Here is a 20,227-nt window from a genome sequence, read left to right on the forward strand (position 1 = left end):
TTTTGAAAAAAGGTAGAAATATTCACTCTCGAATATTTCTACCTGACAATTTTATTCAAAAATAATTTGATTCACTGTATCACGATCTAATTTTTTAATCACTTCAACGATTAATTTCACCGCATTTTCATAGTCATCACGGTGTAAAATGCCAGCATGTGAATGAATATAGCGCGTTGCAACACCGATTGCAAGCGATGGTACACCGTTCGCTGTAATATGAATTGCCCCAGCATCTGTACCGCCACCTGCGATTGTTTCAAATTGGTAAGGAATGTTATTTTCTTCTGCTACATCTAGTACAAAGTCACGTAAACCGCTATGTGCAACCATTGATGCATCATAGATGACGATTTGTGGACCTGCGCCCATTTTCGATGTCGATTCCTTTGGTGTCACCCCTGGTGTATCCCCTGCGATACCTACATCTACCGCAAAGCCGATATCTGGTTGAATTTTATGTGTCGCTGTTTTTGCACCACGTAAACCGATTTCCTCTTGTACGCTACCTACACCATATACGATATTGGGATGCTTTTCATCCTTTAATGCACGCAATACATCAATGGCAATTGCACAGCCGATACGGTTATCCCATGCTTTCGCTAATAGATGCTTGTCATTTTTCATCACGTGGAATTCGAAATATGGTGTAATCATATCACCTGGACGAATGCCCCATTCCATCGCCTCTTCTTTTGAAGTAGCGCCAACATCGATAAACATATCTTTAATATCCACTGGCTTTTTGCGTACTTCCGCAGGCAAAATATGTGGTGGCTTTGAACCGATAACACCGATAATTTCTTCACCGCTGCGTGTTGTAATCGTCATGCGCTGTGCAAGCATCACTTGCCCCCACCAGCCGCCAACTGTTTGGAAGCTAATAAAGCCTTTATCATCAATTTTTGTTACCATTAAGCCGATTTCGTCTAAGTGTCCTGAAACCATAATTTTTGGTCCGTTCGTATCGCCTACTTTTTTGGCGATTAAGCTGCCTAAATTGTCTGTTTCCATTTCATCAGCAAAAGGTGCTATGTATTTTTTCATCACTTCACGTGGTGCACGCTCATTTCCTGGGATACCATTTGCATCCGTTAAATCCTTCAACATTTGTAATGTTGCATCTAATTGTGTCATTATTTCGACCTCCTAAATATATTACCCTTCCATTATACCGTGAAAACGCTTGCGTTGAAAAGAAAACATTTCATTGAAATGCTTTTACGACAATTTGCTCAGCCAACAATTTCTGTTGTACTAATTGTGCAAATTGCACTGCATGCTCACCATCCCCATGCAAACAAATCGTATCTGCACGCAGCACAACATCTATTCCTTGCTGTGATGTCACCTTGCCATGCTTCACCATTTGCACAATTTGCTGCACCGCCTGCTCCCCACTTGTAATGAGCGCGTTTGGCTCATTGCGTGACGTCAGCGTGCCATCTGACTGATACGTACGATCCGCAAACACCTCGTGTGCTGTTTGTAAACCGATTTTTTCTCCCGCTTCTGTTAAAGCACTTGAAGCTAAGCCAAATAAAATTAACTTTGGTGAAACATCGTAAACAGCTTGGGCAATCGCCTCTGCTAACGCTTGATTTTTCGCTGCCATATTATATAAAGCACCATGTGGCTTTACATGCTGCATTTGTGCATGCATTGTTGTTAAAAATGCTTGCAATGCACCGATTTGATAGACAACCATATCGTATGCTTCCTGCGGTGAAATCGCCATTTCACGCCGACCAAAGCCAACTAAATCAGGCAGACCAGGATGTGCGCCGATTTTCACATCATATTGTAACGCTAATTGAATTGTTTCGCGCATCACTGTCGGATCCCCTGCATGAAAACCACAGGCAATATTGACTGAAGTGATATATTGCAGTATTTCCTCCACTTCACCTAACTGATAGTTGCCAAAGCCTTCTCCTAAATCGCAATTGATATCTACTTTATACATCTATTATCCTCTCCTTATTTCTATTATAATAAGTGCCAGGCACACACACAATTTTCACACAATTCCATGATAATAATGGAGGTTATTATATTGAAGCATATTACCTTTAAACCTTTAAATGATTGCGCACTGCTCATCGTTTTTGGTGATAGCATTTCCATTACAACACATCAAGAAATCCAGCATTTTCATAAAACGATTGAAGAGCAGCCATTTCAAGGGATGATTGAAGCGGTCCCAAGTTATACATCGATTTGTATTTATTATGATGTAATGCAAGTCGTGCGCAAGCCTTCACAAACGATTTATGAAAGCATTGTTACCTATTTGCAAAGCTTGCTGACGAAAAATGAGCAGCATGATTTATCCACGCGTCGCTTAATTGATATTCCTGTTGTATATGGTGGTGAATACGGACCCGATTTAGCCTTTGTTGCGAGCTATCATGGGTTATCAGAAGAGGAAATTATTGAACGCCATAGCTCACAGCAATATATTGTTTATATGCTCGGCTTTGCACCTGGCTTTGCTTTTTTGGGAGGGCTGGACGAGACCATTGCCACACCTCGCAAAGAAGTACCCCGTTTAACAATCCCAGCAGGCTCTGTCGGGATTGGTGGACAGCAAACAGGGGTCTATCCTTTCGAAACACCCGGCGGCTGGCAAATTATCGGGAGAACACCCCAGCGACTATTTTTGCCTGAGCAATACCCACCGACCTATTTACAGGCTGGAGACCGCATCCGTTTCCGAGCAATCTCTGCACAGCAATGGAGGGATTTCATATGACGATTACAGTAATAAAACCCGGACTTTTTTCAACCTTGCAAGATGGCGGGCGCTATGCTAGCCAGCAATACGGGGTTATCGTGAGCGGTGCAATGGATAGGTTATCTTATCACATCGGGCAATTATTACTACAACAAGAAAATAAAGCAGCCATCGAAATAACGATGATTGGCCCTACTTTACGCTTTGATGTAGATACGGTCATCGCAATTACTGGTGCCAATTTCCTGCCGCGGTTAAACGATAAGCCTTGCCCTATGTGGCGCCCTGTTAACGTGAAAGCAGGAAGTGTTTTGCAATGTGCAACCGCTACAATTGGTGCTAGAGGCTATATTGCCGTCAAGCATGGCTTACAAGTACCTGTTATTTTAGGTAGCCGCAGTACGTATTTGCGCGCAAAAATAGGCGGCTTTCATGGTCGTGCTTTGCAAAAAGGTGATGTGCTGCCCATCAAAGCAAGCGATACTAGACGTACAAATTATTTTGTGAAGCCAGAGCATTTTATTGAGTTTTCTAATGATGTAACGATTCGTGTAACAGAGGGCACAGAGTGGCAAGCCTTTACAAAGGAAAGCCAAGAGTTCTTTTTATCGACAGCTTTTCAATTGTCAACAGATGCTGATCGCATGGGTTATCGGCTACAAAGCGATATGTGCTTAACACGCTCGCTGCAAAAGGATTTAATTTCCGAGGCGGTTACATTCGGTACTATTCAAGTACCACCTAGCGGGCAGCCGATTGTGTTAATGGCAGATTGCCAAACGACAGGTGGGTATCCAAAAATTGCACAAGTGATTCAAGCGGATTTACCAAAGCTTGCACAGCTTCAACCATTAGCGAAAATTCGCTTTACCACTGTTTCAATAGAAGAAGCACAGGATATTTATATGAGGCAGCAACAACAATTAGCATTATTAAAAAATTTTTTATAAAAAAATGAAACCTTTTACGTAACTCATTCGTATAGGAGGGACTATGGACTAACAAGGGGGAACTTTTCATGGCTCTTCTACTTCGAGTGCTAATTTTAGTTGTGGTTATTTACATATTTTATAAAGGAGTTCGCTATCTTATCGATCCGAAGCGCAAGCTAGATGAAGCTTATGAAAACGGGCAATATTATTTTTATGATGATGTAAAAAACGTGCGCAAAAATTTCTTTATTTCTTATAAAGGAGCACTTTTTGAAGGTGAAAAATATTTAGGAGCAACAGAGGATGCATTTGAAGTTATTTCGATTTTTGTCTTTGTCCATGATACGATGAAGCTACAAGGATTGACGAAAAGCGATTTTTTATATTTAGAAAAAGAAATTAAAATGAGCTATCCAAATGCAAAAATTAGCTGGAAAAATCCAATTGAACAGTTAATGAAAGAAGAAAGTAGCGAGCATCTATAAGCTTGACTACTTTCTTTTTATATTACTTCAATAATGTAACAAGCACGTAAATTTGTAAGGCTGCAAGCAATGGAAAACCAAATGCAAAGGAATTGTGGCGCGTTTTATGACGGAATAAATACATGCCAAGCACACCACCAATTGCCCCACCTAAAATGGCTACACTAAATAATGTTTTTTCTGCAATACGCCACTCTTTTTTCATTGCTTTTGCCTTATCTCGATACATCAGTATGCAAAGGATAAGCGACATGACCGCTACATATGCAAGTGCAGCAAATTCTATTTTCATTTTTTCACCCCATACAAGAAAAAAGACTGATGGATACCCACCAGTCTGTATTCATTATTTAGCTTGTGCGTTTTTAGCAGCGTCTGCTAATTGCGCGAATGCTGCTGCATCGTTTACAGCTAAGTCAGCTAACATTTTACGGTTAACTTCGATACCTGCAACTTTTAAACCGTGCATTAAACGGCTGTAAGAAAGACCGTTGATGCGTGCTGCCGCATTGATACGAGTGATCCATAATTTACGGAAATCACGTTTCTTTTGACGACGGTCACGGTATGCATATTGACCTGATTTCATTACTGCTTGGTTAGCTACTTTATATAGAGTGTGTTTTGAACCGTAGTAACCTTTAGCTAATTTTAATACTTTTTTGCGACGTGCGCGTGTTACTGTTCCGCCTTTTACGCGTGGCATAGTAATTACCTCCTGCTAATTCTTTCGAATAGATTATTTTAGATTTGAACCTGACTGTTCAATTGTGATTATTTCATGTAAGTTAATAATGAACGGATACGTTTGAAATCGCCTGAAGTAGCGACTTTCGCTTTACGTAGGTGACGCTTTTGCTTAGTTGATTTGTTAGCAAATAAGTGGCTACCATAAGCACGGTCAAATTTTAATTTTCCAGTACCCGTTTTTTTGAAACGCTTAGCAGCGCCACGGTGAGTTTTCATTTTTGGCATGTCGAATTTCCTCCTAAACTAAATACTAAATATTATTGTTTTTCGTTCTTTGGTTGAAGAACTAAAAACATGCTGCGGCCATCCATTTTCGGTTTTTGTTCAACCGTTGCAACTTCGGCACAAGCTTCAGCAAAGCGATCTAACACACGTTGACCAATTTCTTTGTGTGTAATCGCACGACCTTTAAAGCGAATGCTTGCTTTTACTTTGTCTCCTTTTTCAAGGAACTTAATTGCTGCACGTAGCTTCGTTTGGTAATCATGCTCATCGATTGTTGGGCTCAAACGAACCTCTTTCATCACGATGACCTTTTGATTTTTACGAATTTCGCGATCTTTCTTTTGCTGTTCGAACTTAAATTTACCATAGTCCATGATACGTGCGACTGGCGGCTTGGCTTGAGGAGCCACAAGGACAAGATCCAAGTTTACACGAGCGGCAATTTCAAGCGCCTCATTGCGTGTTTTCACACCAAGTTGGTCACCATTATGGTCGATAAGACGAAGTTCACGCGCGCGAATGCCTTCGTTTACATACATGTCTTTGCTAATAATAATCCACCTCCAAGTAGTGTCGCGAACAAATACATGGTTTGAGCAAGTACTCTTACCCGGTTGAACGGTACATCTTTTACGTTTATCCACAAAAAAAGGACGGACATTGTAGAAGATGTCCGCCCGCTATATGTGCATACGTACTCATACGTATAACAATTCAACGTGTCAAACCTGTCAACTACTAAAATGCGTCGAACATCAGGTGAGAAGCGGGCAGCCTCTACTTCAACCACAAACTTTGTATTTATTAACCTTATTTATAATAGCATGGAGGATTTTGAATGTCAATAAAAAATATTATCTTATTATTAATGTGTTTTCTTTCTTGGTAGTAATACTCATCATTCATAATTTCTAGATAAGTTAATCATTAGGCATAAATTGATTGCGCATATAGCTCAAAAAAGAAATGACATTCATATTATTTCTTAAATGGCTCATATAAATATCAATTGGATAAATCGAAGCAATTGCGCCAATCTCCAATACTTGTAATGAGCCCTCTTCTAATTCTGTGTTTATTAAATTCTCTGGTAAAAGACCAATCCCCAGCCCTTCCTTTATCAACTTGATTGCAAATAACATATCGTGTATCTTTTGATATTTACTTAAGCCATACTCTCTTTCCAATTCTTCTAGTACAGGAATATGTTCGTTCAAATAACCAATATATAATGAATATTGTTCAAATAGCCCTTTGAGCTGTTGATTCAGATTTACTCCATCTAGCTGTAATTTAGAGGAGTATACAAGCTTCATTGGCGCACGTTGAATACGCTCTGAGTGAAAATTTTTTGATATCATTTTTTGTAAACCGATAGCCACATCTATTTGTTCGGTTCTTATCGAGGTATTTAAAGAGCTTTGGTCACCCATCACAATTTCTACATCATACTGTGTATGTAAATGAATAAAATCATGTATTTGTTTCAAAATCTTCGTTGACAGTAGTGCTGGAGAAACTGAAATAACTAGAGGAATTTTAGGCTGAAGCGATGCTTGATAAATTTCTTTCATACTTGCCTCTACTTGTGCAAGCAACTTTTTGGCAATTGGATAATATTGTTGACCGATTGGCGCAAGGGTTACTTTTGTATGCTCACGTATAAATAATTGAACCTGCAATTGTGCCTCTAATGATTTTATATGTACCGTTATACTAGGCTGAGAAATATATAGCTTTTCCGCAGCCGCACGAAAGCTCCCCTCTTCCACCACTATTATAAAAGTTTTTAACCATTTTAAATCCACCATAACCACCCTTTTGATTAAAAATATTAATTAAAGAAATTAAAATTCATTAATTTCTTTAATATCAGGTTAATTATACACTATTGTCAATCGATGAAATGAGGTGTAAAGATGGAGAAATTAATTACAGCTTTTCAGCGCTTTGCTACTTATGAAGCAAAGGGTAATAGCCCACTGTATAAATATTGGTGTGAGCACATCATTACTAATGAGCTACTGTTACAGCTAATGAAACATATCCCACTAACGCAGCCAAAGCCAAATTTATTTTTTGCCTCCGTGCAATATCTAGCTATGCAGAAGGAAACACCTTTAAAACATGTGTTCAAGCATCCCTTTGAGGTTGATTTTGCAGAAAGCTTTCAGCTGCTTATTCAATTCTGTACACAATATGAGGATGAGCTAATCCACTTATTCCAAACAAAGCTTGTGCAAACGAATGAAGTACAGCGCGCTAGCTATTTGTATCCTATTTTTTCCGAAATTGCTCAAAAGGTAAATAAGCCTTTAACCTTAATTGAAATTGGCACAAGTGCTGGCTTATTATTGAATTTAGAAGGTTATCACTATGAAATAAACCAATCTTCTGCAATTTCTTATGGGGACGAAAATAGTCATTTAACGCTCTATGCTAAAAACTTGGGCAAACCGCTGCCTTTATTCAAAAAACCTTCTATCAAGCATCGTATTGGCATTGATTTAAATATTATTGACCTTGAAGATGAAGAGCAGTATTTATGGTTAAAAAGCTTAATTTGGCCAGAGCTTATCCATAGAAAAGAAAATTTAGAGAAAGCACGCACGATTCACGCGTACTATCCTAAATTTTTATACACAGGAGATTTTAGAAAGATTCTCCTATCTATATTTGAAAAGCAAGACTTAAAAGACAGCCAAGTGATTATTTTTCATACACATGTGGCCAATCAGTTTACAGTGCAGTTAAAAGAAAAGCTGTTAACAACGCTCAAGCAATTAAGTAAGCTGCATAGTATTTATCATATCTATAATAATTTGTATGATTCAGACTTGCATGTAGATTTTATTGAGCAAGAAATGATGCTAGCAATGAAAACGTTAAAAAATACCGATGGACATGGAAATGCCTTTTATTGGTGCTAAAATATAGTGAAGTATATTTTAAAGCTTGTCTCAAACGCTAGGAGTTGAGTTTCCCCTAGCACAAATAAATATCTATCCAACAAAGTCTCTACTCTAAATACAATTAATCCTCTACACCCCTAAAATTCCCCCAAGCAATATCACGATCAATATGCCTTACCATCCGATAAGCTACTGGCTTAAAGCCGCATTTCGGCCAAAATGTTGAAGATGCAAGATTGGTGATGCGCCAGTCTGTCACCATATGTTGATAGCCTTTTTCTTGCATGATTCGATAGCTTTCATTCATTAGCTTTTTGCCAACGCCTTTGCCCATTTGCACATCATAAGTGCCGGCGATGCTTAATTCAATGGCATTATCAGGTGTCATCAAGTTAGAATTGGCAGGAAAATATACTTGAAATGCTAATTCATTTTTATCTTTTGTGGCTAAAAGACAGATGGCATCCTCTTCCTCCAATACGCTGCTGTAGCCGATTTTTATTTCTGCGGCAGTTTCTGGTAAGACAGGTTCAAACGTTGGTGCAGCATTTTGGTATGCTTGAATAATGCTCGACATTTGCCCTAGCGCTTCGCTGTCCATTTCGTTTGCGAATCGTACATCTACTTCTGCTACATTGTCAAAAGGCTGATAGTCCGCCATCTCCATCACTGCATGTGCTTGCTGGATCGCAAAGCTTAAGCGTTGGTAAGCATCGTAGTAAGCCTTATTGCCAAGTGGAATAAGTGTGTAGTGCGTAAAGCAGCCCTGCGCTACCCATACCGCTGAAGCTTTTGCATATAGCTGCCTTATAAGCTCAGATGACTCATCTTGTCGAATGGCTACCCCCTCGTAGTGAACCCATACATGCCTGCCTCTAGTCGTATCATGCTTGATTTCACCAATAATATAGCCTACTAATTCATGATTTATAAATGCACCAACACCAAGCATGTTGTGATGATTAAACCATTTCTCAAATAAATTCGTTATGTACTCCACATGTAAACAATTATTTTTTAAAAACGGAAATGCTTCACTTTCAACCCTTTGCCTTTCAATCAATAGCTCAGCCATTGCGGGTATATCTTCAAGCTTTATTTGTTTAAACTCCATATTTACTCCCCCTTTATAGCTTTACATTACAACATAGTGCATGTAAAAAACAGCCCCTTAATAGGAGCTGTTTTCATATTATTTCTTCACTTCATCCTTCAAGCCATTCAAGAATTCCTCAAATGAAACTGTTTCTGAATCCTTTGAGCCGTAGCGACGAACGTTGACGCCACCTGCTTCGACTTCTTTGTCACCGATCACAAGCATGTATGGAATCTTTTTCATTTGGGCTTCGCGGATTTTGTAGCCTAGCTTCTCTTCGCGGTCATCCATTTCGACACGGATGCCTGCTACCATTAATTGCTCTTCGATTTGCTTTGCATAATCATAGTGCACCGCATTTGATACTGGGATGATTTCCACTTGTACTGGTGCTAACCATGTTGGGAATGCGCCTTTGTATTCTTCAATTAAGAAGGCTACGAAGCGCTCCATTGTTGATACGACACCGCGGTGGATAACTACTGGACGCTGTGGCTGACCGTCTTCACCAATGTAAGAAAGGTCAAAGCGCTGTGGCAATAAGAAATCAAGCTGTGCTGTTGATAATGTTTCTTCTTTACCGATGGCTGTTTTTACTTGCACGTCTAGCTTTGGACCGTAGAACGCTGCTTCGTCCTCTGCTTCGAAGTAGTCTAAGCCTAATTCGTCCATTGTTTCTTTCAGCATTGCTTGCGCTGTTTCCCACATTTCATCATCATCGAAGTATTTCTCTTTGTTGTTTGGATCACGGTATGATAAACGGAATGAGTAGTCATTAATGTCAAAGTCTTTGTATACTTCTAAAATTAATTCCACTACTTTTTTGAATTCCGCTTTAATTTGGTCTGGGCGAACGAAAATATGCGCATCATTTAATGTCATACCACGTACACGCTGTAAGCCAGATACCGCGCCACTCATTTCATAGCGGTGCATTGTCCCAAGCTCCGCAATGCGGATTGGTAAATGACGGTATGAATGTAAGCCGTTTTTGAATATCATCATATGGTGCGGGCAGTTCATTGGACGTAATACTAATGTTTCATTGTCCATTTCCATCGGTGGGAACATGCCGTCCTGATAGTGACCCCAGTGTCCTGAAGTTTCATATAATTTTTTCGAGCCTAGCACTGGTGTATATACATGCTTGTAGCCTAATGAAATTTCTTTATCGACAATATAGCGCTCGATTGTACGGCGGATTGTTGCACCGTTTGGCAGCCATAATGGTAAGCCTTGCCCTACAGTTTGCGATGTCATAAATAAGTCTAGCTCTTTTCCGATTTTACGGTGGTCGCGCTCTTTTGCTTCTTCAAGCATTTGAATATGATGCTTTAGCTCATCCTTTGTGAAGAATGCTGTACCGTAAATACGCTGTAGCATTTTATTATCTGAATTACCACGCCAGTATGCGCCCGCAAGTGATAATAGCTTGAATTCCTTCAATTTGCCTGTTGATGGCACGTGGATACCGCGACAAAGGTCGAAGAAATCGCCTTGATAGTAAATCGATACTTGCTCATCTGCTGGAATTGCTTCAAGCAGCTCTAATTTATACTCATCGCCAACTTCTTCATAAATTTTTTGCGCTTCGTCGCGTGAAACGTTTTTGCGCTCGATTTCGATATTTTCAGCGATAATTTTACGCATTTCCTTTTCGATGGCAGGTAAATCTTCTGTTGTGATTGGTGTTGGTGAATCAATATCATAATAGAAGCCTGAATCGATAACTGGGCCGATGCCTAGCTTCGCATCTGGGTATAGACGCTTCACTGCTTGCGCTGTTAAATGCGCTGTTGAGTGGCGTAAAATTTCTAACGCCTCTGGTGATTCTGGTGTAATGATTTCGATTGCTGCATCTGCTTCAATCGCTGTTTTTAAGTCCACTAATTGACCGTTTACTTTACCAGCTAACGCTTTTTTGCGTAAGCCTGGGCTAATTGATTGTGCTACTTCCTCTGTTGATGTACCAACTGCGTACTCCTTCACAGCGCCATCTGGGAAAGTTAATTTCATCATTTCTGACATGTTGATGTCCTCCTTTATTTTTTCCCACAAAAAAAGCGCCATCCCAACAAAGGGACGACGCGTATGCTCGTGGTTCCACCCTTCTTCCTTCCGAGAATATTCTCGAACGAAGCTCTAGGTCAGTTAACGTACTGATCAACGTTGACGGATTATCCCCGCCACAGCTCCAAGGTAGTAAAGAGTGTGTCGTACTTAGGTAGCTTCCAGCCAAGGCTCCCCTCTCTAAAAGTCGGTACACAAACTTCGTATCCTTTTCAATGCTTTGAATTATATGAGCACAGTATACGCTGAATCGACAAAAAATGCAACTGCTAACGACGTAAATTTTCACCTTCAACTCGCATTAGTGTCGTTGTTGCTTTAATGCGCTCCATGATACGGCGTGCCTTTACTTCCTCGACTTCCCCACGCTGTGAGTGCGCTAAATGATGCTCTAGCTCCTCATAATTAAAATTGGAGGAAATAAATGTCGGCAGCTGCTCGCTCATACGGTAATGCAAAATCGTACCTAAAATTTCATCGCGTGCCCATTGTGAAATTGCCTCTGCCCCTAAATCATCCAGCATTAAAACAGGTGCCTTTTTGACAAAATCAACCTTGCTTTCTAGCGTATGGTCAGCCATTGCTGCCTTAAGCTCACGTAAGAATTCTGGTACATAGACGATGACTGACTTCACCTTGACCTTCGCCAATTCATTGGCAGTTGCGCCTAAAATAAACGACTTGCCAACACCGAATTCTCCGTATAAGTATAAACCTTTATGCGGTAGCTCGCCTGTTGCTCGATATTCCTGAATAAATGCCATAATTTGCTGAGCAATATCAAGGCGAGACCTGTTACCAGCGATCGTAATATCCTCGAATGTCGCCTGTAATACCTCTTTGGGCATATGCATTGATGATACCATTGAGGCAATTTCTCGGCGCTCATCCTCGAGGATTTTTTGCTCACAGCGCTCATACGTAATATCGATGCGTCCGTTCGTTATTAATAGTTTTGGAATAAAGCCTTGCAAATAGTTAGTGCATTGCGCTGTCGTGCCACATTTACAGCAATCCGTTGATTGGCTAATATATTCATTTAGCTTTAGCAGGCTGTGCTCAATCATTTGTGCATCAATTGCTTCTTCGTTTTCCTTTAAAAATTGTTGAATTTTTTCATGCTGTAAAATCGACTTTCGCATCGCCTCATAGCGCTCTTGAAAAGATGGGACGTTGACCACACGCTTTAATGATTCTTTAATCGGTTCCATCGCTCTTCACCTTCCCATCATAATTGCGAAATTGCTGCAATAATTTATTGTATTCTGCATCTATATCTACTACCTCTGCTGGTTCTTCCTTGACAGGCTCCTCCTTTGGCTTGTTAAACCATTCAGGAATAACTTCAACTTTCTTTCCTTTGCTTGCTAGTGCCTTTTGTTCAGCACCCTTCACATAGCTTTGTGCCTGCTCCACCGTTTGAATTTGCTGGCGACGCCATGAATCCGCCACGCTGTTAATATATTTCTCTGGCAATGCACCATCCGTTTTTTGTAGCACATACTCCAGTAAAAAATTAACGACAGCGGGCACCATACCATAGCGTGTGATTAAATTTTCAGCTGCCTTAACCGTGTACGCGAACGGCTCTTGTCCGTTATTAAGCTGTTTAATGAAATCATACGGTGCTTGCTTTTCGTACTTATCATCCGCCTTGCCAAAAACGTAGTTGGCTGGATAATATTGCGCTAAATTGTCATTTGTAATTATCGCATTTTGGTTTTGCTGCTGTAAATAGTGTAACGCATCCTTTGCAAGCACAATATTTTGTATTTGCAAATTCGCCGCTAATGCCTCGATATGTTTTTTATTCATACGACCTGCCTTTGTAATGACATGCTCAAACATCGCATTAACCACACCTACCGTTAAACCAGCTGTTACGTAGCTTTCAGCCATTTCCACGATATATGGCAACGGCTCCTCGCCATTTTTCAGCGCCTTTAAAAACTCATAAGGAATCGTTTCATCATAGCGTGGTGACCAATTTGTTAAATCCTTCTGTTTCGCTTTAAAGGCAAGTGGCGTGTCCATCGTAATTTTATGCTTTGTAGCGCCTTGCTGCTCCTGCTCCACTAAATGAATGGCGTCTGCTGCACTTTTTAAATCATGTGCCATCCAGTTGCTAGCAATGGCTTGTACATAGTTTTGCGTTAATTTGCCATTTGTTTCACGCATCGCATATTCCATTAAATAATTAACAACACCGATTGGCATTTTTTGCGCTAAAACAAGCTGCTCCGCTAGCTCGACAATAAAGCGTACAGGCTCCTTGCCATGATACAGCTGCTTTAAAAATTCATATGGCGTTGTCCTGTCATAAATAAGCGCTTGTGGGGAAGCCGCAAATTCGCCTAGCGCATCTTGACTAATTTTATAAGGTGTCGCATTGCGCTGTGCTAAAAATTGCTTCGCCTGCTCTGCTGTTTGAATATTTTGCTGTTGCATTTCAGCAGCAACCGATTCGACGAATTTTTCAGGTAGCTTGCCATTTGACAGCTTCCACACATGCTCAACGATAACATTTGTGACCCCTTGTGCGATATCATAAACCGTCATTAAGCTTTCAGCCGTTTTTAATTGATTTTTAAATGGCTCCTTGCCCTTAGTTAATAGCTTCAAAAATTCATATGGTGTAGACAGCTCGTAATCCTTCATTGCCTCTGGAATATTTGTAGCTACTGAGTGCACTGTTTTTTGAATTGTTGGTACCACTTTACCGTTGCGCTTATGATGCTCCTCTTTAGCAATGCGCATCGCATCCTCAGCTGTTTTTGCACCGCTTCTTACCCATGTATCCATAATGCTCTGCATTAAATTCACATTATAATCCAGACGTCCATTAGACATCGCAATATATTGAATTAATGTATTAATGACACCATAGGAAATGCCTCGATTTAAAAAATCATTGAACAGCCGAACCGTCGTATCTGTTGGAGAAGCCCCTTGTACCTCCTCATATACTTCAATTGGTGAGGTCGTATCCAAATAATGAATATGCGCATCTCTGCCGCTCTCTTTTTGGACTGGCTTTTCCACTTTCGGTGCAAGCTCATAGCGCTTGACTAATTGATAATTATTTTGACGATGACCACTTAGCTGATAATGATCTAGCGCTGTTTTTTCAATCATGGCAGCTGTTAATGTTTGCTCATCCGATAATGCCTGCATGACAATTTGCTGCATGTCTAATGGCGAAAAATGATAAAGGAAGGCTACCTTCGCAATGGCTTGCTTCACCTCTGCTGTAAAAAGCTTGCGTGGAATAAGCGCTTGACTAATACCGTCGAAAAACAGCTTAAAATCAAAGGAATTATAGTCAAAGTCGTAGCCAGCTGTTGCTATTTCGCCGCCTTGCTCTGGATAAAGCTGCTCGATTTGCTGCAATTCTTTTTCCGTCACATTTAAAAACACATCATTAAAGCCGCGCGTCACCTCTGTATAATTATGTAGCTTCTGCTCCTTTGGTACGAGCGTGTTGCGCAAATGCTCAAAGGCTTTTTTATCAATCTTGCGCATTAATGATACAGATAAAATGGGGTCCGCAAAAAACGACTTTGCCTCCAATGGCTGGTTGACACGATAAATATAATGCGTTGTATCATCTTCCATTTTGCAAAATGTTTGTAGCAGGCCAATTGCTTCTAATGTAATTCTTGCTTGGAAAAGCTTTTTTATCGAAAAATCTAAGCTATCAAGCAAATAATGATGATGGAAGGCTATATGCTCATTCGCTGCTTCGACTGACAGCTTTAAATAAAGTGCAACCGCATCCACACCGATAATCGGCTGGTAGCAAAGCTGCAATATTTTTTGATTGATAGCATTAAATTCGTGAGGGCATTGAACTTCACAAATATCATACGGATGTAATTGATTCATAAAGGTCATGGGAACCCTCCTTACATAGTGTTACTGCGCATTTCCTTGCTTGTTTTGTAGCTCTTTTAATTCTTGGATAAAGGCATCGACATCGCAAAAACGGCGATAAACAGAGGCGAAACGCACGTAGGCTACTTCATCCAATTTCATTAAACGATCCATCACCATTTCCCCAACATCTTCTGAGCGAACCTCAGATTGACCTAGTCGTCGCAAATCTTTTTCGATTGCAATAACAAGCTCCTCTAGCTCCTCTAGCGATACAGGACGCTTTTCACAGGCACGAATCAGCCCACGCAATACCTTTTCGCGGCTAAACTCCTCACGTGCTCCCTCTTTTTTCACGACAACAAGCGGCGTTTCCTCCATTTTTTCAAACGTTGTAAAACGAAACGAGCACTTTTCACATTCACGTCGTCTTCTAATTTCTTTATTATCATCTACAGGTCTTGAATCAACAACACGTGTATCTTTATATTGACAAGCTGGACATCTCATACAAATTTCTCCTGATTCATTTCGATTTATTACTTATTTTATTATATCAAAAATAGTGCGCATAAAATAGCGACACAATAGCTACTCTATTATAACATAGAAAAACAATAAGAGGTCTGACTTATATAAGCAAAGGCTGCCCAAAAAAGGTAATACCTTTTCGGACAGCCCATCAAATTTTTTATTCCCACCAATGCTTTAGCTCTGTAAAGCTAACATCCCACACCTTCATATTACCTGTAATCGTAATTGTCAATGTGTCATATTCAAAAAACAACGGTACTTCTAACGCCCTTTCCATTGCAGAAAATTCCTTTAAATATTGTTCATCCCTTTTAAACTTTTCCTCCCCATCCGCAACTATTGTCACTTTTCCTTGGAATTCCTCATCATCTGGGATACCGAGATTTAAATAAAGCACTAACTCCTCTTTCCCTTCAATCGTATAGGTAATCATTTGACTAGTGCCTTTCTTGCTCATATATAAATTGGATTGAGGCTCTATTTGCTGACCATCTATCGTGAAAGATGGCATTTGCTTTGTTTGAGGTTTAACACCTGTAGCCTCTTCAATAGCTTGCAAAGGCTGTAGTGAGCTTGTACGTTTCTCTATAACCTCAGAAACAAGCATTACACAAAAGATTAGTATAATGGCTGACATACATGAGGCGATAAGCTTTTTCGGCGTTATCTTTGATGTGAACCCAATTTTATATACAACGTAGCCAATTGTTGCCCCTATCGTATTGGAAATAACATCATTGATATCAAAGCTGCCTAGATGTGTTAAAGCTTGTAATGTTTCTAACACTAAAATACAGACAATAAACAAGCTTATCAATTTTTTATACGTATAACGGTATAATAAAGGTAGCAGAATACCGAAAGGAATGAAGGCTGCTATATTCCCTAAATCGTATACCCAGCCAAAAGAAAGCCTCGGAAAACCTAATGGACCCACGATTGGACCAAACTCAAATACGTAGCCCTCATAATCGCCACCTTGTAAACGATTAAAGCCTAAAAACATGAAATATAAGATTAGTACTGTATATAAAATCGTCGCTGTTATTATTAAATTTCTTTTCTTCATTATCATATCTCCACTTCTAAAATCCCTATTTCTCTGGTTCAATATATGGAACAAGCGGTGCTGTCGCTCCTGCTGAAGCAGCCTTTACAAACGCTGCCCCTTCCAACTGAGCAAAATTTTTAGTCTGACCTGTTAACATTACACCGAGCACAGGTAAATCGGTCAAAGTCGTATTTTTGTTGTCGTTTAAAAATGCTTGAATCACTTCATCATTTTGCTGCGCATTATATTTCGCTAAATTTTGCATAAAATCGACGTATGCTTTTTCAGATAAAGGATAGGCGCCAAATCCGTATACAGGAACGCCAGCAGGGTCTGTTTGTTCATTTTGAACAGCCGATGCCACATATAGCCATACGACATTTAAATTTTCAGGAATCATCGATTTGATTTCCGTCACTGTATATGGTCGGTCAAAGGAAATGGCCATCTCTGCTACATAGTTTTCCATTGAGCTAACCGCAGCTATATCATTTGGAATTTTCGTAAAATATGTTTGCAAATCTGGATGAAAAAAAGTTGCTACTTTATTTTTCGTTTGCTTATCATACATATAATAGGATTTGTCCGATAAATAAAAATTAGGCTCAAGCTCATCGTAATTAATGTTAAAACGTTTCCAGCCATATGTGCTTGTTAATGTACTCCATGGCACGACATAGCCGTTGATGTTTTTAGAGCGATTCGTGACAACCGTGCCACCAAATATGGACGATTGGGTAATTTGAGAGGCAATTTGAACATTTGGCTCAGTAATGGCATGCCATAAAAATAGCGTATCCTGTAGCTCCTCCGATCCTTTCGCCGCAAGATAATCGCTCGTTGTATAAAAAACCTTATAAAAAATCGGCAATGCCACGAGCATAACGACAAATGACACCATAATCACCATCATGACGTGCTTGCGCTTTGCTTTTCTTAATGCCTTTTGTAATGATTGTTCCATTTTTACTCCTCCACATACTGTCGCTGAATATTTTTTCTAGCCCGATATAATTTTTGCTTGACGCTATCTGTTTGGATATGTAGTATTTGCGCAATTTCCTCATACGTAAAATCATAATAATATTTCAAAATAAAAATCTCTCGGTATTGTTGTTTCGTATCCTTTAACAAATAGGCAATTTCATCCTTATGATTGATGACAGCCAATTCATCATTTTCTTGCTGTAGCTTCGTATAAATTTCTTCCGTCAAAGAAAAGGTTTGCTCATCTTTTTTACGCTTTAAATCAATATATTCATTTAACGCCACACGAAAAAACCACGGACGTAAATTGCCTTCATTTAACGTACTTAGCAATGTATACACTTTGTAAAATGTATTTTGAATAATATCCTCTGCATCCTGCTTTTTCGCTCCTTTTGCTAATAAAAGCCTGTACACTTCCTCTCCTAATTGCAACAAGTAGGAAGTTAGCTTATCTTCTTTTTTCATTTCATATCCTCCCTACACGTATACAACGAATGAGCACGCAAAAATGTATACAGTGCTTGTGAAATTAATTATGTCTTATTTTTATGTTTTCAAACACCCCTGATATCCACTGAATAAAAAGCATTATACGTTGTCACCTGTGGAAGTGGACATTTTCGACTAAATCATGATAAAACAAATAAGCTATTTGCCATCCGAAGGTCGGTTAGCAAATAGCCTATGTTTGTCTCACAATACTTTATTCATCTATGCACCAACGATCACAGGTCCCATACCGCGTGGCACAACAACAGCCTCGCGCATTTTGGCGCCGAGTGCTTCCGCAATGTAATTTGCTGCAACTGTTGGATCTAAATCACCGCAAGTATACACATCGATGCTTGCATAGCCATGCTCCGGAAAACTGTGTATCGTTAAATGTGATTCAGAAATAATTACTACTCCGCTTACTCCTTGTGGCGCAAATTTATGAAAAGTTACTTCCCGCACTTCTGCCCCTGACCGCAAAGCAGCATCAACAAAAGTTTGCTCAATAAATTGAACATTATTTAACTTTTCTAAATCGCAATCCCAAAGCTCAGCAATAACATGACGTCCCATTGTTCTCATGGTTCGCTTCCCCCTTTGACATAATATTTTAAAATGTGCAAAGTTGACTACCACGGGGGAAAGTTAGTCCAAAGAGGTCCTAACCCTTTAAGTAGTCATGTGTTTGCAAATCATGCATACACATGTGTGATTATAAGATGTTTTCCTAGTAGTTGCAAGTGTTAAAACAGGGACTACAAGAAAAGTTCACTTTTCCGTAGCCCCTACATTATATTATGCGTTCACCATTGCTAATGCATTGGCTACTTTTTTTGTTAAATCGACAACGCGTGCTGAGTAGCCCCATTCATTATCATACCAAGCAAGCACCTTTACTTTACGATTCCCCATTACCATCGTTGTTAAACCATCTACTGTCGATGAATATGTCGTCGTATTGTAGTCAGAAGATACTAATGGCTCCATCGAAATATTTAAAATTCCTTTCATTGAACCTTCTGCTGCTGCTTTAAATGCCGCATTTACTTCCTCAACCGTTACATCTTTTTGTAAATCTACAACTAAGTCCACTAAAGAAACGTTTGGTGTTGGTACACGTAATGCCATGCCATGTAATTTACCATTTAGCTCAGGCAACACTAATGACAGCGCTTTCGCTGCACCTGTCGATGTAGGAATAATTGATGAACCACAGTTACGTGCACGGCGTAAATCTTTATGTGGATTATCTAAATTATTTTGGTCATTCGTATAAGCATGAACCGTTGTCATTAAGCCGTTTTCAATACCAAATGTATCATTTAACACTTTGGCAACAGGTGCTAAGCAGTTTGTTGTACATGAAGCATTCGAAATGACATCATGCTTTTCAACATCTAGCAATTCATCATTTACACCTAATACAATGGTTATATCCTCGTTTTTACCTGGCGCTGTTAAAATAACCTTTTTAGCACCTGCTTCTAAATGCAATGCCGCTTTATCGCGTGAATTGAATTTACCTGTCGCCTCAATCACGATATCTACACCCATTGCTTTCCATGGTAATAATTTCGGGTCCCGCTCTGAAACGATTTCAACACGCTTGCCATTAACAATTAATGCATTTTCTGTTGTTTCTACAGTACCTTCGAATGGACCGTGATTTGTGTCATACTTAATTAAATGCGCTAATGTTTCCGCTGGATAGCTTGCATTAATAGCGACTAAATTTAACCCTTCTTGAACGATTGCTTGGCGAAACACCATGCGTCCGATACGACCAAATCCGTTAATTGCGATAGAAACTGACATATAAAAAATCCTCCTGTTGATAGGTTATCCTTGTAATTTGCTTATCTATTTGTTAATTAGTATAACACATTATTCGAGAAGTTGAACATTTTTTATGTTATTTTTTAAAATCATTATTTTCTGACAACTAGAATAGCGAAATGAAAGCATATAAAACGTTTTCAATATAATGTCCTTTTATTGCGTCTCGCTAAATAGTATAACATATTTAAAAAATTTATTTTTAATGATTTTTTACAAATTCTTGTCGTTTCTTCGTCTA

21 protein-coding genes are annotated in these 20,227 nt (G+C 39.4%); 4 read left to right on the forward strand and 17 right to left on the reverse strand.

The window, feature by feature from the left end; all coding sequences use genetic code 11:
• Positions 1 to 51 precede the first annotated feature (51 nt).
• A complete protein-coding gene (locus M3Z76_RS10280) occupies positions 52 to 1,140 on the reverse strand; it encodes a M42 family metallopeptidase (RefSeq protein ID WP_293926162.1) in 1,089 nt (362 codons plus the stop codon).
• 70 nt (positions 1,141 to 1,210) lie between these two features.
• A complete protein-coding gene (locus M3Z76_RS10285; protein WP_293926161.1) occupies positions 1,211 to 1,969 on the reverse strand; it encodes a LamB/YcsF family protein in 759 nt (252 codons plus the stop codon).
• A 90-nt stretch (positions 1,970 to 2,059) separates the two neighbouring features.
• Here M3Z76_RS10285 and pxpB point away from each other — a divergent pair, with 90 nt between their 5' ends.
• The 3 genes from pxpB to M3Z76_RS10300 all read left to right on the forward strand — a co-directional run bounded on the left by pxpB (position 2,060) and on the right by M3Z76_RS10300 (position 4,157).
• Positions 2,060 to 2,758, forward strand: a complete 699-nt coding sequence (gene pxpB / locus M3Z76_RS10290; RefSeq protein ID WP_363319874.1) for a 5-oxoprolinase subunit PxpB — start codon at positions 2,060 to 2,062, stop codon at positions 2,756 to 2,758.
• Positions 2,755 to 3,690 carry a 5-oxoprolinase subunit C family protein gene (locus M3Z76_RS10295; RefSeq protein WP_293926157.1) on the forward strand — a complete coding sequence of 312 codons (936 nt, stop codon included), beginning with the start codon at positions 2,755 to 2,757 and terminating at the stop codon, positions 3,688 to 3,690. The genes pxpB and M3Z76_RS10295 overlap by 4 nt, the downstream gene beginning before the upstream one ends.
• A 68-nt stretch (positions 3,691 to 3,758) precedes the next feature.
• Entirely contained in the window at positions 3,759 to 4,157 is a 399-nt protein-coding gene (locus M3Z76_RS10300; RefSeq protein WP_293926154.1) for a sigma-w pathway protein ysdB, read from the forward strand.
• Between the two features lie 22 nt (positions 4,158 to 4,179).
• Here M3Z76_RS10300 and M3Z76_RS10305 read toward each other — a convergent pair whose 3' ends face one another.
• From M3Z76_RS10305 to M3Z76_RS10325, 5 genes are all read right to left on the reverse strand, one after another.
• Positions 4,180 to 4,449, reverse strand: a complete 270-nt coding sequence (locus tag M3Z76_RS10305; RefSeq protein WP_483310161.1) for a DUF1294 domain-containing protein — start codon at positions 4,447 to 4,449, stop codon at positions 4,180 to 4,182.
• Positions 4,450 to 4,503: 54 nt separating this feature from the next.
• Positions 4,504 to 4,863, reverse strand: a complete 360-nt coding sequence (gene rplT, locus M3Z76_RS10310; RefSeq protein WP_107840681.1) for a 50S ribosomal protein L20 — start codon at positions 4,861 to 4,863, stop codon at positions 4,504 to 4,506.
• A gap of 68 nt (positions 4,864 to 4,931) precedes the next feature.
• On the reverse strand, positions 4,932 to 5,132 hold the full coding sequence (gene rpmI / locus M3Z76_RS10315; protein WP_293926149.1) for a 50S ribosomal protein L35: 201 nt from the start codon (positions 5,130 to 5,132) through the stop codon (positions 4,932 to 4,934).
• Positions 5,133 to 5,164: 32 nt separating this feature from the next.
• Entirely contained in the window at positions 5,165 to 5,671 is a 507-nt protein-coding gene (gene infC, locus M3Z76_RS10320; protein ID WP_107840680.1) for a translation initiation factor IF-3, read from the reverse strand.
• A gap of 381 nt (positions 5,672 to 6,052) precedes the next feature.
• On the reverse strand, positions 6,053 to 6,943 hold the full coding sequence (locus tag M3Z76_RS10325) for a LysR family transcriptional regulator (RefSeq protein WP_293926144.1): 891 nt from the start codon (positions 6,941 to 6,943) through the stop codon (positions 6,053 to 6,055).
• Positions 6,944 to 7,051: 108 nt separating this feature from the next.
• Here M3Z76_RS10325 and M3Z76_RS10330 point away from each other — a divergent pair, with 108 nt between their 5' ends.
• Positions 7,052 to 8,062 (forward strand): DUF2332 domain-containing protein, encoded by a 1,011-nt coding sequence (locus tag M3Z76_RS10330; RefSeq protein ID WP_293926141.1) that lies wholly within the window; start codon positions 7,052 to 7,054, stop codon positions 8,060 to 8,062.
• Positions 8,063 to 8,165: 103 nt separating this feature from the next.
• Here the strand turns inward: M3Z76_RS10330 and M3Z76_RS10335 are convergent, their stop codons facing one another.
• From M3Z76_RS10335 to M3Z76_RS10380, 10 genes are all read right to left on the reverse strand, one after another.
• Positions 8,166 to 9,158 carry a GNAT family N-acetyltransferase gene (locus M3Z76_RS10335; RefSeq protein WP_293926138.1) on the reverse strand — a complete coding sequence of 331 codons (993 nt, stop codon included), beginning with the start codon at positions 9,156 to 9,158 and terminating at the stop codon, positions 8,166 to 8,168.
• Positions 9,159 to 9,236: 78 nt separating this feature from the next.
• Positions 9,237 to 11,168, reverse strand: a complete 1,932-nt coding sequence (gene thrS / locus M3Z76_RS10340) for a threonine--tRNA ligase (protein ID WP_293926135.1) — start codon at positions 11,166 to 11,168, stop codon at positions 9,237 to 9,239.
• A 311-nt stretch (positions 11,169 to 11,479) separates the two neighbouring features.
• On the reverse strand, positions 11,480 to 12,421 hold the full coding sequence (dnaI, locus tag M3Z76_RS10345) for a primosomal protein DnaI (protein ID WP_293926132.1): 942 nt from the start codon (positions 12,419 to 12,421) through the stop codon (positions 11,480 to 11,482).
• Positions 12,408 to 15,104 (reverse strand): DnaD domain protein, encoded by a 2,697-nt coding sequence (locus M3Z76_RS10350; protein WP_293926129.1) that lies wholly within the window; start codon positions 15,102 to 15,104, stop codon positions 12,408 to 12,410. Before M3Z76_RS10350 ends, dnaI begins: the two co-directional genes overlap by 14 nt.
• A 21-nt stretch (positions 15,105 to 15,125) precedes the next feature.
• Positions 15,126 to 15,593 (reverse strand): transcriptional regulator NrdR, encoded by a 468-nt coding sequence (gene nrdR, locus M3Z76_RS10355; RefSeq protein ID WP_293926127.1) that lies wholly within the window; start codon positions 15,591 to 15,593, stop codon positions 15,126 to 15,128.
• Between the two features lie 181 nt (positions 15,594 to 15,774).
• On the reverse strand, positions 15,775 to 16,686 hold the full coding sequence (locus tag M3Z76_RS10360) for a VanZ family protein (protein WP_293926125.1): 912 nt from the start codon (positions 16,684 to 16,686) through the stop codon (positions 15,775 to 15,777).
• A gap of 25 nt (positions 16,687 to 16,711) precedes the next feature.
• A complete protein-coding gene (locus M3Z76_RS10365; RefSeq protein WP_293926124.1) occupies positions 16,712 to 17,632 on the reverse strand; it encodes an anti sigma factor C-terminal domain-containing protein in 921 nt (306 codons plus the stop codon).
• A 2-nt stretch (positions 17,633 to 17,634) separates the two neighbouring features.
• A complete protein-coding gene (locus M3Z76_RS10370; protein WP_293926122.1) occupies positions 17,635 to 18,123 on the reverse strand; it encodes an RNA polymerase sigma factor in 489 nt (162 codons plus the stop codon).
• Positions 18,124 to 18,369: 246 nt separating this feature from the next.
• Positions 18,370 to 18,732, reverse strand: coding sequence for an adenosylmethionine decarboxylase (speD, locus tag M3Z76_RS10375; RefSeq protein ID WP_293926120.1), 363 nt, complete (start codon positions 18,730 to 18,732; stop codon positions 18,370 to 18,372).
• Between the two features lie 213 nt (positions 18,733 to 18,945).
• Positions 18,946 to 19,965: a glyceraldehyde-3-phosphate dehydrogenase gene (locus M3Z76_RS10380; RefSeq protein WP_293926118.1), complete on the reverse strand. Its 1,020-nt coding sequence runs from the start codon at positions 19,963 to 19,965 to the stop codon at positions 18,946 to 18,948.
• Positions 19,966 to 20,227: the final 262 nt, after the last annotated feature.

Origin of the sequence: Metasolibacillus sp. (genome assembly GCF_025291715.1) — a bacterium.
In the GTDB taxonomy this organism is placed as follows: Bacteria; Bacillota; Bacilli; order Bacillales_A; family Planococcaceae; genus Metasolibacillus; species Metasolibacillus louembei.